The organism is Synechococcus sp. BIOS-U3-1 (assembly GCF_014279975.1).
Lineage (GTDB): Bacteria > Cyanobacteriota > Cyanobacteriia > PCC-6307 > Cyanobiaceae > Synechococcus_C.
Map to the genome: position 1 here is coordinate 1,082,654 of NZ_CP047936.1, position 13,243 is coordinate 1,095,896.

Annotated in this window: 14 protein-coding genes; 5 read left to right on the forward strand and 9 right to left on the reverse strand. The window is 54.9% G+C overall.

The genetic code is table 11. The features are described 5' to 3' along the window. Positions 1-54: 54 nt before the first annotated feature. The 5 genes from SynBIOSU31_RS05620 to SynBIOSU31_RS05640 all read right to left on the reverse strand — a co-directional run bounded on the left by SynBIOSU31_RS05620 (position 55) and on the right by SynBIOSU31_RS05640 (position 2,979). Positions 55-426 (reverse strand): sigma factor, encoded by a 372-nt coding sequence (locus SynBIOSU31_RS05620; RefSeq protein ID WP_222930057.1) that lies wholly within the window; start codon positions 424-426, stop codon positions 55-57. A 108-nt stretch (positions 427-534) separates the two neighbouring features. After that, positions 535-1,056, reverse strand: coding sequence for a YqhA family protein (locus SynBIOSU31_RS05625; protein WP_255477383.1), 522 nt, complete (start codon positions 1,054-1,056; stop codon positions 535-537). Between the two features lie 57 nt (positions 1,057-1,113). Then, positions 1,114-1,353, reverse strand: coding sequence for a hypothetical protein (locus SynBIOSU31_RS05630; protein ID WP_186492475.1), 240 nt, complete (start codon positions 1,351-1,353; stop codon positions 1,114-1,116). A gap of 102 nt (positions 1,354-1,455) precedes the next feature. Then, a complete protein-coding gene (locus SynBIOSU31_RS05635; protein WP_186492476.1) occupies positions 1,456-2,127 on the reverse strand; it encodes a hypothetical protein in 672 nt (223 codons plus the stop codon). 561 nt (positions 2,128-2,688) lie between these two features. Next, positions 2,689-2,979 (reverse strand): hypothetical protein, encoded by a 291-nt coding sequence (locus SynBIOSU31_RS05640; protein ID WP_186492477.1) that lies wholly within the window; start codon positions 2,977-2,979, stop codon positions 2,689-2,691. Between the two features lie 230 nt (positions 2,980-3,209). Between SynBIOSU31_RS05640 and mfd the strand changes: the two genes are divergently transcribed. From mfd to SynBIOSU31_RS05660, 4 genes are all read left to right on the forward strand, one after another. Further along, positions 3,210-6,752 (forward strand): transcription-repair coupling factor, encoded by a 3,543-nt coding sequence (mfd, locus tag SynBIOSU31_RS05645; RefSeq protein ID WP_186492478.1) that lies wholly within the window; start codon positions 3,210-3,212, stop codon positions 6,750-6,752. A 94-nt stretch (positions 6,753-6,846) separates the two neighbouring features. Next, positions 6,847-7,014 (forward strand): hypothetical protein, encoded by a 168-nt coding sequence (locus tag SynBIOSU31_RS05650; protein ID WP_186492479.1) that lies wholly within the window; start codon positions 6,847-6,849, stop codon positions 7,012-7,014. 202 nt (positions 7,015-7,216) lie between these two features. Further along, the gene (locus tag SynBIOSU31_RS05655) at positions 7,217-7,627 is read left to right on the forward strand and encodes a hypothetical protein (RefSeq protein WP_255477384.1); all 411 of its coding nucleotides are present in this window, start codon (positions 7,217-7,219) and stop codon (positions 7,625-7,627) included. A gap of 52 nt (positions 7,628-7,679) precedes the next feature. Continuing rightward, positions 7,680-8,189, forward strand: a complete 510-nt coding sequence (locus SynBIOSU31_RS05660) for a hypothetical protein (RefSeq protein ID WP_186492481.1) — start codon at positions 7,680-7,682, stop codon at positions 8,187-8,189. Here the strand turns inward: SynBIOSU31_RS05660 and SynBIOSU31_RS05665 are convergent. The 4 genes from SynBIOSU31_RS05665 to SynBIOSU31_RS05680 form a co-directional block, all read right to left on the reverse strand. Further along, the gene (locus SynBIOSU31_RS05665) at positions 8,180-9,532 is read right to left on the reverse strand and encodes a S41 family peptidase (protein WP_186492482.1); all 1,353 of its coding nucleotides are present in this window, start codon (positions 9,530-9,532) and stop codon (positions 8,180-8,182) included. The two genes, SynBIOSU31_RS05660 and SynBIOSU31_RS05665, sit on opposite strands and share 10 nt — an antisense overlap. Positions 9,533-9,541: 9 nt before the next feature. Beyond that, positions 9,542-10,804, reverse strand: coding sequence for a (E)-4-hydroxy-3-methylbut-2-enyl-diphosphate synthase (gene ispG, locus SynBIOSU31_RS05670; protein ID WP_186492483.1), 1,263 nt, complete (start codon positions 10,802-10,804; stop codon positions 9,542-9,544). A 127-nt stretch (positions 10,805-10,931) separates the two neighbouring features. Further along, a complete protein-coding gene (locus SynBIOSU31_RS05675; RefSeq protein ID WP_186492484.1) occupies positions 10,932-11,477 on the reverse strand; it encodes a uracil-DNA glycosylase in 546 nt (181 codons plus the stop codon). Then, complete coding sequence (locus tag SynBIOSU31_RS05680) at positions 11,477-11,887, reverse strand: VOC family protein (protein WP_186492485.1); 411 nt, start codon at positions 11,885-11,887, stop codon at positions 11,477-11,479. The genes SynBIOSU31_RS05675 and SynBIOSU31_RS05680 overlap by 1 nt, the downstream gene beginning before the upstream one ends. 146 nt (positions 11,888-12,033) lie before the next feature. Between SynBIOSU31_RS05680 and SynBIOSU31_RS05685 the strand changes: the two genes are divergently transcribed. Beyond that, positions 12,034-13,212, forward strand: coding sequence for a pyridoxal phosphate-dependent aminotransferase (locus SynBIOSU31_RS05685; protein WP_186492486.1), 1,179 nt, complete (start codon positions 12,034-12,036; stop codon positions 13,210-13,212). Positions 13,213-13,243: the final 31 nt, after the last annotated feature.

Here is a 13,243-nt window from a genome sequence, read left to right on the forward strand (position 1 = left end):
TAGAGAGCACTGCTCTCGCTTTTGCGTGAAACCGCGCCTCCAAAGGATTGTGGTTTATTGACTGCATTGGCGCTTGTTGTCACTCAGTCGCCAAGGAATGCGCATCGTTTGCAGCCGGTCTCTGCGGTAATGCCTGATTTGGCCGGTAATCCGCGGCATCGCGTAACTGCTGATGCGGTGGCCGCGACTGGCTTCAAAACATTCAACAGCTCTGATCAGCCCATAGCGGCCTTCTTGCACCAGATCGTCGCGTTCACCAGAGCCGTTTCGCAGCAGACGGTTGGCGGCGAGATGCGCTAATCCGAGGTGCATCAGTACAGCGTCATTGCGCTGCAGGATGTGGTCAGGGATCGAGCGGCGGCGTTCATGGCGTCGTTGACGTGCAAGTCGTCGTTGAATTACCGCCGGTTGAATGCTGGTAGTCATGTGTGACATCAGGCAGGAACCCCTTCACAGTCCGCCGAGTCATGGTTGGCTTACATCACTCCTGGGGATGAACGGATTCATCCTCAAGGGGGAGGCCTGGGCACGTCATCAGTGTTTGCCGGTGCGCCCGATCAGGTAGGAGCTGAACGCCAACATCAGCACACCTGCGCAGTACTGAATCAACTCAGTGATCGAGGTCACCTCAAAGCTCACCATCACTTTGAAGGCTGTCACGATCAGGGCGACGATGATCACTTTGGTGAGCTTCTGCTTTAGCCCATCGAGATCTTCGATGTTCAGCAGGTTGTGCCGTGAAGATGATTCATCGGCCTGCCGCGGATCGATATCGGAGATCACCAATTCGTAGATGCCGTAGCCGAAAATCAGCAGGGCGATGCCGATTAAGTAGTAATCGATGCCTCCCACCACCTTCCCGATCAGCAGCGTGCTGTTGTCATGCGTGAAGTCCCCCCGGAAGACCTTTTTTAAAACGCTGATTTCGGCGTAGGTCCCGATGACAAAACAGCTGATGCTCCCCAGCAGACTCATCACCACGGGGATCAGGGTGACCAGCCGGAACTTCCAGATCAGCGCTTCAAATCTGCGCTCTAGTCGGCTTGTTCGGTTCATGTTCAATTTGCTCATGACAATGCTTGGTCTGGATTCGTTCAGCTGCGCAGGGATGCCTTAAGCGAGGGTTTCTGATTTCGGAGGTCTGGGTGCAGGTGGCGGTCCCATCAGCGCTGGTATGGAGAGTCCCGCAAGGGCTGTGCTGACGGCCAGAAAAACAGCCAGTGGAATGGGCTTAACCAGCGGCTGCCGTTCCATCACGGTGCCGCAACGGGAGCACACAGGCAGGGCCCCTTTTGGAGGGTGCAGTACGACCGCAGGACCGCAGCAGCAATCAGGGCAGCGGAACCGAGGCATTACTAAAGAGCGCGGTGTGATGCACGAAGTAGTGATCAATTAATTGTATGAGTAATGACGCCTATATAAACATCAGGTCACATTGACTTGGCAACGTTAATGCTACAAGGTGACGCTGTATACCAGGCATGCCAGTGGGCCGCCAACACTGCTAAATGCGGTGTCGATTAGTCCATCGCCGTTTGAATCGTAGTTCGATTTTTCATACGCTCCAAGTTTGCTGAGGTCTAAAATGTCGCCTTGGTAAGGATTGAAATCCATGATGGTCATATGACTTCCCCAGTTTCCGTTCAAATCTAGTGCCCAGGGCACAAAAGTATCTGCCCCTTTGTCTCCCCATACATTAGCTGATCCACCGTAATTGATGATTGTGTCGTTTTCTGAGCCCCCGCGAAGTTGATAGCAAGTTCCATAATTATGCAAAACGTCGTTTCCTCTGTTGCCATTGATGATCTTTCCTGCACCTACACCCCAAGTCGCTCCTTGGTGGATAGTGATTACATCGTTGTCAGCTCCCCCAAGGATATTCCCATCGGAGTATCCAGTAGGCGATGCAAGTAGATGGATGTCGTCATTGCCATTGTTGCCATTGGCAAAATTATTCAACCCAGAACTTAGTCTTATTGTGTCATTCCCTCCCATGCATCTCGCCCACAAAGAGCCGTTAACTGTAGAGCCTTCAATCCAGTCATCTCCTGCAGCGGCTTGCATTTGTTCTGCAGTAGACCCGACGACGTAATCGTCAGCTATGTTTCGCAGATCTAAATAAGCCATTTGCGCAAAATTGAAAATCGCTATTACTTGTCCTAGCAAAACCCAGTTATTGGTGTAGGTAATGCATTTTTTCTTAAGAAGTTTGGGATTTGTGGTCTGATTGTTTCTTCAAGAGCTTGTGCTGTCAGTTTTATATTTAAGCTTTGGACGAACCCAATTGGCTGCAGCTAGTGGTGGTCACATAAGGGTTTACAAGCAAGCAACAGAATGTTTGTGGCGCATCAAATTTCTCTTTCGGGATCTTCGTGAATCGGCAGAAGGTTGAGCAGTCAGCCCAAAAGTACAGTTCGTTGGTATTGGCGTCATTGAAGCCAAAGAGCAGGGGTCCAAGATTCTCAGAGTTGCCTCCCGTGGCTGAATTTCACATCTGCACCGAGTCAAATCACGGTAAATTCGATGAGATTGTCGATGCGGTCAAGCACGAGCCCTGGTACATCATTCAGTCCTGCAACCATCCACCAGAGACGACACTACGAGAGGCTGATAAGTAGCAAAAAAGGGCAATGGGCAATCAAAAGCCCCTGCGTTAGCAGGGGTAGCGTTTACTCGTTTTGAATCACTTCAGTACAGAGGACTTTTTTTTGCATAGTGGTCTTGCACCTGTTTCCAAAATCTCTCCCCAACGTTTTTCAGGCCTTTGCCGATCTCCCTGCCAATCTCTTTCATCACTGGGCTTGTGTGGGCGATGCCACCTGTAGCAACAGCGAGTTCTTGAATCGAAAGCTCTTGATCGGTGTTCTCAGAGATGAATGAAGTTTTCATTGGATTGTTCTTTGTTTGGTGTGTGAAAGAGAGGCATTTATTTCTCTCATGCGTACACCATCGCTGCTGATTGTTTGAGGATCTGGTCATCCTCTGGTCAGCATTTGGAAGGGTTTTGGTGAAGAGCAGGTGAGTGCGTTAGTCCCTGTCAACTTTCTTCCCTCAACCCAATGCCTCCACTAGGTCTGCTTTGGCCACTAGGTCAGCTTTGGGACAGGCAAAGGCAATGGATTCGGTCAAAGACAAGTCAAAGCTAGTAGCACATTGCAGTGAGGGCCTAGATCTTGACAGAATCATGTGTTGCCATCTGTGGTCCTGCCATGCCTCTCAGCTCCCTGGTGCGCCTGTTGCAGTCCTCAGCGCTGACCAGCGAGCTTGGCGAACGCATTGATCGATCCGACCGGCTCCTGCTCCGCGGGGGCGGTCGTGGAGCCAGAGCTCTGGTGGCCAGTGCCCTGGCGCGACATCAGGACCGCCCTCTGCTTGTGGTCGTGCCAACCCTCGAGGAAGCCGGTCGCTGGACGGCTCTTTTGGAACTGATGGGCTGGCGCAGTGCCCAGCTGTATCCCACCAGTGAGGGTTCGCCTTATGAACCGTTTGATCCCACTAGTGAAATCACCTGGGGTCAGCTTCAGGTGCTCAGTGAATTGCAGCTGGATCAACAGAGCCGCGATCTGGCGATTGTGGCCACGGAGCGTTGTCTTCAACCGCATCTGCCTCCGCCTCAAGCCTTGTCTGATCGATGCCAAACCCTCCGTAAAGGGGACAGTGTTGATCTTGAAGAGTTAGCCACAAGCTTGGCCCAGCTGGGTTACGAGCGGGTTTCGACCATTGATCAGGAAGGGACCTGGAGCCGCCGTGGCGACATCGTTGATGTCTTCCCTGTCAGCAGTGAGCTGCCAGTGCGGCTGGAGTTCTTCGGCGATGAGCTCGACAAGCTGCGTGAATTCGATCCAGCTAGCCAGCGATCTCTTGATCCGATTGAAAGCCTGCGACTGACGCCGACCGGATTCAGTCCCTTGATCGCTGAACAGTTGCGCGATGCCATGCCGGATGGTCTGGACCAGCTTCTCAGCGAGGAATGCCTTGCTGAATTGCTGGAGGGAGGGACTCCCGAGGGCATGCGCCGCTTGCTTGGTCTGGCTTGGCAGCAGCCAGCCTCATTACTCGACTATCTCCCGGCTGATAGCTGTGTGGCGATTGATGAACGACGTCATGGCCGCTCCCATGGAGACCAGTGGCTCGATCATGCCAGGGAGCATCACGACGAACTGGCGTTGCCGTTACCCATCCTTCATCGCGACATCGAGGAGGCGATGCGACTGGCAGAAGCTTTTCCCGGTTTTGACTTGGCCGAGCTGCAGGAAAGTGATGCCCATGCCAACGCCTTTGATCTCAACAGTCGTCCTGTCCCGGCCTATCCCAATCAGTTTGGGAAACTCGGTGAACTGATCAAGAGCTACAACAAGGAGAAGCAAGTCGTGTGGCTGCTCTCTGCCCAGCCCAGCCGAGCTGTTGCGTTGCTGGAAGAGCATGACTGCATCAGTCGCTTCGTTCCCAATGCTGCAGATGCGCCAGCGATTGAGCGTCTGATTGAACAGGGAACACCTGTAGCTCTGAAGACCCGCGGAACAGCTGATCTCGAGGGTTTACAGCTACCTGCTTGGCGAGTCGTTCTAATCACTGACCGTGAGTTTTTCGGGCAGCAGACGCTTACCAGCAGCGGCTATGTCCGCCGCCGCCGCAAGGCGGCAAGTCGCACGGTGGATCCCAACAAGATGCAGCCCGGGGATTTCGTGGTGCATCGCAATCACGGCATCGGTCGTTTCCAAAAGTTGGAAAAGTTGGCGATCAGCGGCGAAGTACGTGACTACCTAGTGGTGCAGTACGCCGACGGCATCCTGCGGGTGGCGGCAGACCAGCTGGGCAGCCTCGGTCGCTATCGCGCCAACAGTGATGCTCCCCCCCAGCTCAGCAAGATGGGTGGATCGGCCTGGGTCAAGGCCAAGGAACGTGCCGGAAAGGCCTTGCGCAAGGTGGCGCTCGACCTGGTGAAGCTTTACGCCGAGCGACATCAGGCGCCTGGATTCTCGTTTCCTATCGATGGTCCTTGGCAGAACGAGCTGGAGGAGTCATTCCCTTATGAACCGACTCCGGATCAGCTCAAGGCCACAGCCGATGTCAAGCGCGATATGGAAAAGTCGCAACCGATGGATCGCCTGGTTTGCGGGGATGTTGGCTTCGGTAAAACAGAGGTGGCGATTCGGGCCATTTTTAAGGCGATCACTGCCGGCAAGCAGGTCGCGATGTTGGCTCCCACAACAGTGCTTGCGCAACAGCATTGGCGAACGCTTTCAGAGCGTTTTGCGCCTTATCCCATCAAGGTGGCTCTCCTCAATCGCTTCCGAACCACTAGCGAGCGGAAATCGATCCTTGAAGGTCTCAAACAAGGAACAATCGATGCTGTTGTGGGAACGCATCAGCTGCTGAGCAAGAGCACGGTGTTCGACAAGCTCGGTCTGCTGGTGGTGGATGAGGAACAGCGCTTCGGTGTCAACCAGAAGGAAAAGATCAAAGCGCTGCGCAAAGACGTCGACGTGCTTACCCTCTCGGCGACGCCAATTCCGCGCACGCTCTACATGAGCTTGTCAGGAGTGCGGGAGATGAGCCTGATCACTACGCCACCTCCGTTGCGTCGACCGATCAAAACACATCTCGCCGCCCTTGATGAAGAGGCGGTTCGCAGTGCCATCCGTCAGGAGCTCGATCGCGGTGGCCAGGTCTTCTACGTCGTCCCGAGGGTTGAGGGTATTGAAGATGTTGCAAGTCAGCTGCGTCAGATGCTTCCCGGTCTCCGACTGCTGGTGGCGCATGGTCAGATGGCAGAGGGAGAGCTGGAAAGCGCCATGGTGGCTTTCAATGGCGGTGAAGCTGATGTGATGCTCTGCACCACGATTGTGGAAAGCGGACTCGACATTCCCCGAGTCAACACAATCCTGATCGAAGATGCACATCGATTCGGATTGGCGCAGCTTTATCAGCTGCGTGGACGTGTCGGCCGCAGTGGCATCCAGGCCCATGCCTGGCTGTTTTATCCGGGTAATGCCTCTCTCAGTGAAGCGGCACGCCAGCGACTTAGGGCGATTCAGGAATTTGCTCAGCTGGGCAGTGGTTACCAGCTTGCGATGCGGGATATGGAGATCCGTGGGGTTGGAAACCTATTGGGCGTTCAGCAAAGCGGGCAGATGGAAGCCATCGGCTTCGATCTTTATATGGAGATGCTCCAGGAATCCCTTGCCGAGATTCAGGGCCAGGACATCCCTGCCGTCGACGATACCCAGGTGGATCTGCAGGTCACCGCGTTCATTCCTGCTGACTGGATCACCGATGCCGACGAGAAGATGGCGGCCTATCGATCGGCGGCAGAATGTGTCACAAGCGAGTCACTAGTTGAACTTGCAGCGATTTGGGCTGATCGCTACGGCGCTCTGCCCGGTCCGGTTCAGTCGCTGCTGCAGCTAATGGATCTGAAGCTGCTTGCCAAACGCTGCGGTTTTTCACGTATCCGTCCTGAGAAGCCGAACATCGCTTTAGAAACACCGATGGAAGAGCCTGCTTTCCGATTGTTACGCCAGGGTTTGCCGCAGCATCTGCATGGCCGACTTGTCTATCAGGCAGGGTCTGGTGCAACGGCCAAGGTGATGGCCAGAGGTTTAGGCGTGTTGCCCATGGAGAAGCAGCTTGAGGAAATTAAGAACTGGCTTGAGCAGATGGCAGCTCAGATTCCTGATGCCGATGGACTGACGTCCGATGAGCGTGAAAAGCAGCAAGCCGCCCGTAACGAGGCCGTTCTCAGTGTTTAACACTTGCCCTTGAGCCTGCTCTCAGGGTAAAGATGAGAAAGTTCCGACACAATGCGCAATTCTTCGTTACACTGGCAAAAGATAAATGGACCACGTGGGCGAATTCATCGATCCGATTAGCAGCATGGGTTCAATGGGTCTGCTTTCGAGCTTGATCGGAGCGGCAGCTCTTGGGATTTATGCCCTATGGCAAGACGATTCACAAAACAATGATGACGATGATTCATCTCCTGGTGGCGGGTTAATGCAGCCTGTGGCCTGACATTAGAGAAGCTCAATTTCAGGGTTAGTCATATTCCCTCATAACCATCACTCGTTTGGGTGATGGTTTTTTTGTGTCTACGTAAGAGCTTGGAACAGTCCCACGTTGTTCACGACATTTGAACCGAACGTTGCTTCGATGTCAGTGGTGTTGGCTTCCAGTCTTCTGCCTGTCATTTCTCGCTGCCATTCCGGCGCAGGCGGTGTCCTGGGAAGCCATTGATGTTCTTCGCAATAAGCTCTTGCAGGCTGGTGTGCGCGTAGTTCAAAAAGACTGCTCTCAGCGAGGGCTCCAGGGTCTTTATCACCCAAGCAGCGACACCCTTGTGGTCTGTCGATCGCACAGGTCCCCAGACCAGGTCTGGGACACCCTTGCTCACGAGGCGACCCATCGCATGCAGCGCTGCGCTGGAGGCCCAATTTCGAACCAGAAGCACCATCGCGCCATGTATTCAGCCCTTGCGCGCAGCCATCCAGCAGAGGTGCGTTCGATTCGTGTGTATCCCCGTCAGCAGCAGTTGGCTGAACTTGAAGCCAGGTACACCGCCAAGCTGCCTCCCCGCGATGTTCTGCAGCTGTTCGATCGCTACTGCGGAGTTGAGGCTCTTTCTTAGCTGAACGCTACCCATCACGACTTGTTCACCAAAACATTCATAGGGATTAATCATGAATTCATTAATGATGCAACTAGCGCTGGCTGCGCTCGGTCCGTTCGTTGGCAATGGCTCCATGCCGATGGGGGATATTCCGATGGTGGGGCTTCCGATTGGAGGTTTTCCAGCAGGACGAGGGCGCTCCGTCCTGCCCGTGTCCCAGCCGATGCCCCGTTACCCCTCGGTATCGATGCCAGGGCGAAGCTCATCTCTGCAGCTTGCGTCATTGGCCACGGCCACATGCTTGATGCGAGAACGACAGCTAAGCCGCGCACAGGCTGTAGATCTTCTTAACCGCCAAGGGCATGTTTGGGGATGGGAATTGCGATGGGCACAACGCATTGAGCTGGCTGCTGTGGACGGAGCGATCAATGCAGCTGGAGGCTGCAGAAGCATGGTTCGCAGAATTCAAAACAGCCGTGTTTCCATTCCACCGATGGCAACAGTCCCAGTGAATCAAAATCCAGCTGGCTATAGCAGCCGCAGTGAACGTGAGGGATTTGGATTGTTTCCCTACCGCTGAAGGGCTGAGCGCAGGTTTGCGGACCCCGGTTGGTAAACCTGACCGCGTTGTGGCGATCGCAGCGCTTTGATCAAGGTGGATTCTGCCGCCCGGTACTGACTGTCTTTGCCTGTACCAAGCTGCTCGACGGTGAGCGATTGGATCTCCTGATCGCTTAACTTCACGTCCACGTCAGGGCGGATGCCGTTTTTGTGGATATCAGTGCCTTTGGGGGTGAGGTACTTGGCAATGGTGACCGTCAACCCCGATCCATCCGAGAGGCCACGGACGGACTGGACCAATCCCTTCCCAAAGGTTTTCTGACCAACCAGAACGGCTCGCTTGTTGTCCTGGAGTGCACCGGAGAGAATTTCGCTGGCGCTGGCTGAACCTTCATTCACCAGTACCACCACCGGACTGTTGGTCAGCGCACTGCCTGTGGCGCGTCGAACATCCTGAATGCCGTCTCGGGTCTTGGTGCTGACGATGGTGCCTTCATCCAGCCATTGCCTGGCAATGTCGATGCTGGCTTCCAGAAGCCCACCCGGATTGGTGCGCAGATCGAGCACGTAGCCTTGCGCGCCCTCCTTTTCGAGCTCACGGATAGCGGCCCGCATCTCCCGTGAGGCATTGGCATTGAATTGTTTAAGACGGATGTAGCCGACTTTTTTGCCGTCTGCTGCTGTGTTGAGCCGACTTTCAACCGCATGAATTTCGATTCGTGCTCTCTTGAGAGGCACCGTGACCACCGTCCCTTTCCGTCGTAGACCGAGGGTTACCTGGCTGCCTTCCTGCCCTCGAATCAACTTGACAGCATCTTCAGTGGTCATTCCCTTTGTGGACTTGCCGTCGATCGAGACGATCACATCCTTGGGTTGCACACCAGCCCTGGACGCAGGGGTGCCTTCGATCGGGGACACCACAAGAATTTCTTTGGTGTCTTTGTCGAGCGTGATCTGGATGCCAACCCCCGTCAGCTCTCCGGAGGTGTCGATCTGCAACTCCTTGAACTCTTTTGGATCTAAGAAGCGTGTGTAGGGATCATCGAGGCTGGCGAGCATGCCTCGGATCGCTTCATATGACTCTTCAGTGCCTGCATAGCTTTTGGCCAGCAGATCTCTCCTCAGGCTGGTCCATGTTTCGGGTGAATACTGTCCTGATGTGTCCAGAAAATCCCTGTAAACGATCTGCCAGACCTGATCGATGACCTCCTTGGGACTGTTGGTGATCGAGGAAGAATTGGTACTAGGTAGTCCAAGGCCTGGTGCCGCTACTGCAATGGCTGCAGTCAACCCACCTGCTCCTAGTAGCAGCAGCACACCTCTGTGATGTGCACGAGGCGATCGAGGACTTTTGGTAATCATTAATGTCCTTCAGGACCCTTCCTTCAGATTAACGAGCTGATCCGGATCTACCCAGCGTCCGTCGTCTTTAATCAGCTGAATCAAAGCTTGAACACCATCGGCTTCCGGTACTTTGCGGATCTCTTCACGACCTCGATAAAGCGCGATCGTGCCAGGACCTTTACCGACATAACCGTAGTCAGCATCTGCCATCTCACCTGGACCGTTGACGATGCATCCCATCACGGCGATGTCCAGACCAGACAGATGACAGGTTGCATTTCTCACCTGATTCAGCACTTCTTCGAGATTAAACAAAGTGCGACCGCAGCTCGGGCAGGCCACGTATTCGACCATGGTTTTGCGTAAGCCAATGGCCTGAAGAATCGAGTAGCAGACAGGTATTTCCTTCTCAGGTGATTCAGTCAACGAGACTCGGATCGTGTCTCCAAGACCCTCGGAGAGCAGGGTTGCGATTCCTGCAGTGCTCTTGATTCGGCCGTAATCCCCATCACCGGCTTCGGTGACTCCAAGATGCAAGGGGAAATTAAATCCTGCGTTGTCGAGTGTGTCGGCCATCATTCGATAGGCAGCAAGCATCACAGGGGCTCTGGATGCCTTCATCGAAATCACGATGTTGTGGAAATCAAGGTCGTCACAGATCCGCACAAATTCCATGGCCGACGCCACCATTCCCTCGGGAGTGTCGCCGTAGGTGAACAGCATGCGCTCGGCCAGGGAGCCGTGATTCACCCCGATCCGCAGGGCTTTGTTCTCCTTCTTGAGTGCTTCGACCAGTGGTGAGAATTTGTCCTTGATGCGCTCACCAATGGCATCAAATTCTTCCTGACTGAAGTCCTGACGATTGGGGTCAGGTTTGTCAAATACGAACAGACCGGGATTGATCCGCACCTTGTCCACGTGTTTGACCACTTCCAGTGCGATCCGAATGCCGTTGTGGTGAACATCTGCCACAAGTGGAACATTGCATCCCTGGGCGCGCAAAGCCGTACGGATCTGGCCCATGGCCTTGGCGTGAGCCAGCGTGGGTGTAGTCACCCGCACGATCTCGCAGCCAACATCAACCAGTCGTTGGATGCCTGCAACGGATCCTTCGATGTCGAGGGTGTCCTCGTTGATCATCGACTGAACGGCAACCGGGTGCTCACTGCCGATGGGGACTTCGCCGACCATGACCGTCCGCGTGCTGCGCCTGCGAATCACCGTGTCGTAACGGGGATTGATGGCCACTTCACTGCTGCTTTCAGGAGCACTGGTCAAGGTGCCGGTCATGGATCGGACGGGTTCTGAGCCAAACCTTGGCATAGACGTCAGCGCACTGACTTGGGTTTGTCCCAGTCATGCCACTTTTGGCGCTCAAGGGGGGACGATCCTGATCAGGCTGGAGAGCTGAGAGCCCCTACAGCAGATCGAGTCTGCATCGGACTTCTCGCAGATCCTGCATGGTTAGATCCTGAGGTGCTCCAGCCTCGCGTGAGCGGAAGCGCAACAGGTATGAGGGATGAAATATCGGCATGAAGTTGCGGCCGTCATGGTTCTGCCATTGGCCCCTCAGCTTGCTAATGCCGCTTCGGACGCCAAGGATTGCCTGCAGGGCTGTGGCTCCTGAAAGCAAGACAAGCGCCGGATCAATCAGATCGATCTGTTGCTTCAGCCATGGTCTGGAAATGTCGATCTCCTTGGCTGTGGGTTTGCGATTGTGAGGTGGCCTGCACTTCATCACATTGCAGATGTAGAGCTCGTTCTGTTCGTCCAGGCCTGCTTCGAACATCAGTTCACTGAGCAGCTGTCCCGAGCGACCCACGAACGGCAAACCACGGGCGTCCTCTTCAGCTCCGGGTGCTTCACCGATCAGCATCAAGCGGGCATTCGGATTGCCACGTCCAACCACCACCTGAGGGCTCTGCTGAAGATGTTTGAGCTCATTCGGCGGAGCTGATGTCATCAAATCGTCGTTTCAGTTGATTCAGGTTTGAGCATCAGCAGCAGGAATTTCTGGCCCTCTGGATCCTCCAGCCAGCATTCCGCGCCGAAGGCTTCCAACCTTGGCGCTTCCGTGCTCATGCCTCCGAGCTGGATCACATGCTGATGCCAAGCCTGGAGCTCCAGCAGAGGGTCCTCTTTGGCACGCCGTTGCAGACATGGCGCCAGAGCCGACCCTGAGGCAGGCCATGGACGGTTGCGTGAGGGTGTGTAGATCTGCAGGCATCCCTGTGCCTGCAGAGGAACAATCCAGTGATGGGAGGCCACGCCAGGTTTGGGTTTGGTGCCCAGAAGATCCGCGTAGAACTTGGCCAGCTGCTCGGGCCGACGTGAAGCCAACACCCAGCTCAGAGCAAGATCGTCACCGTTCATCTCGACATGATCCCTGGTCTCGAGGCTGGCTGTGTGATCTGTTTCTTGGTTGTTTTGACAACTCGTCTTCTCTGTTGTTTTTGACACCACATCAGGCAGGATGATCAAGCTTCTAATTGCGCATCCACTGGAGGGGTGCCGCTCCGATGTCACGCCCGCCATCCCTTTCAAGCCGGGCTGAAGCCCTCCAGCCTTCTCTCACCCTGGCGATCAGTGCAAGGGCCAAAGCTTTGCAGCAGGAGGGTCGCGATATCTGCAGCCTTAGTGCTGGGGAACCCGATTTCGATACACCCCCATTCATTGTCGAAGCCTCAATCCAGGCGCTTCGTGATGGGATCACTCGTTATGGGCCTTCTGCTGGGGACCCTGCTCTGAGGCAGGCGATCGCTAACAAGATCACCAATGAGAACGGTCTACCTACAACGGCAGATGAAGTACTGGTGACCAACGGCGGCAAACAGGCCATTTTTAACTTGTTCCAGGTGTTGCTCAACCCTGGCGATGAGGTGTTAATTCCTGCGCCTTACTGGCTGAGTTATCCCGAGATCGCTCGCCTGGCGGGTGCTCGACCGATATCAGTCCCGTCATCGGCCTTGAATGGTTTCTGCCTGGATGTTCAGGCCCTCGAGGCAGCGATTACGCCAGCCACCCGCTTGTTGGTGATTAATTCACCAGGAAACCCAACTGGCCGTGTCCTGAGTCTTGATGAGTTGCAACAACTTGCCGAGCTGGTGCGGCGTCATCCGCGTTTGCTGGTGATGACGGATGAAATCTATGAATATCTCTTGGATGACGATATCGAGCATCACAGTTTCGCGGCTATAGCACCTGATCTCAGAGATCGATGTTTCTTGGTGAATGGCTTCGCCAAGGGTTGGGCGATGACTGGATGGCGCCTTGGCTATCTCAGTGGCCCCGGCTCAGTGATCAAAGCTGCCTCGGCTCTTCAGAGCCAAAGCACCAGCAATGTGTGCAGCTTTGCGCAGCGCGGCGCTATCGCAGCAATCGAGGGGTCCAGGGACTGTGTGAAAGAGATGGCGGAAAGCTACAACAAGCGCCGAACCCTTCTGGTTCAGGGCCTTCAGGCCCTGCCCGGCATCACACTTTTCCCTCCTAAAGGGGCTTTCTATGCCTTTCCACAGCTCCCAGAGGCGTGCGGTGATTCGGTGAGCTTTTGCCAGAGAGCTTTGGAGGAGGAGGGTCTGGCCATCGTCCCTGGAGGAGCCTTTGGCGACGACCGCTGCGTGCGTTTGTCCTGTGCTGTTTCGCGTGAGACGATCGCTGATGGACTGTCTCGTTTGGCTCGCTTGCTTCCAGCTCGCTGAGTTCTCGAAACAGTTTCACTTCTAAGCAAGT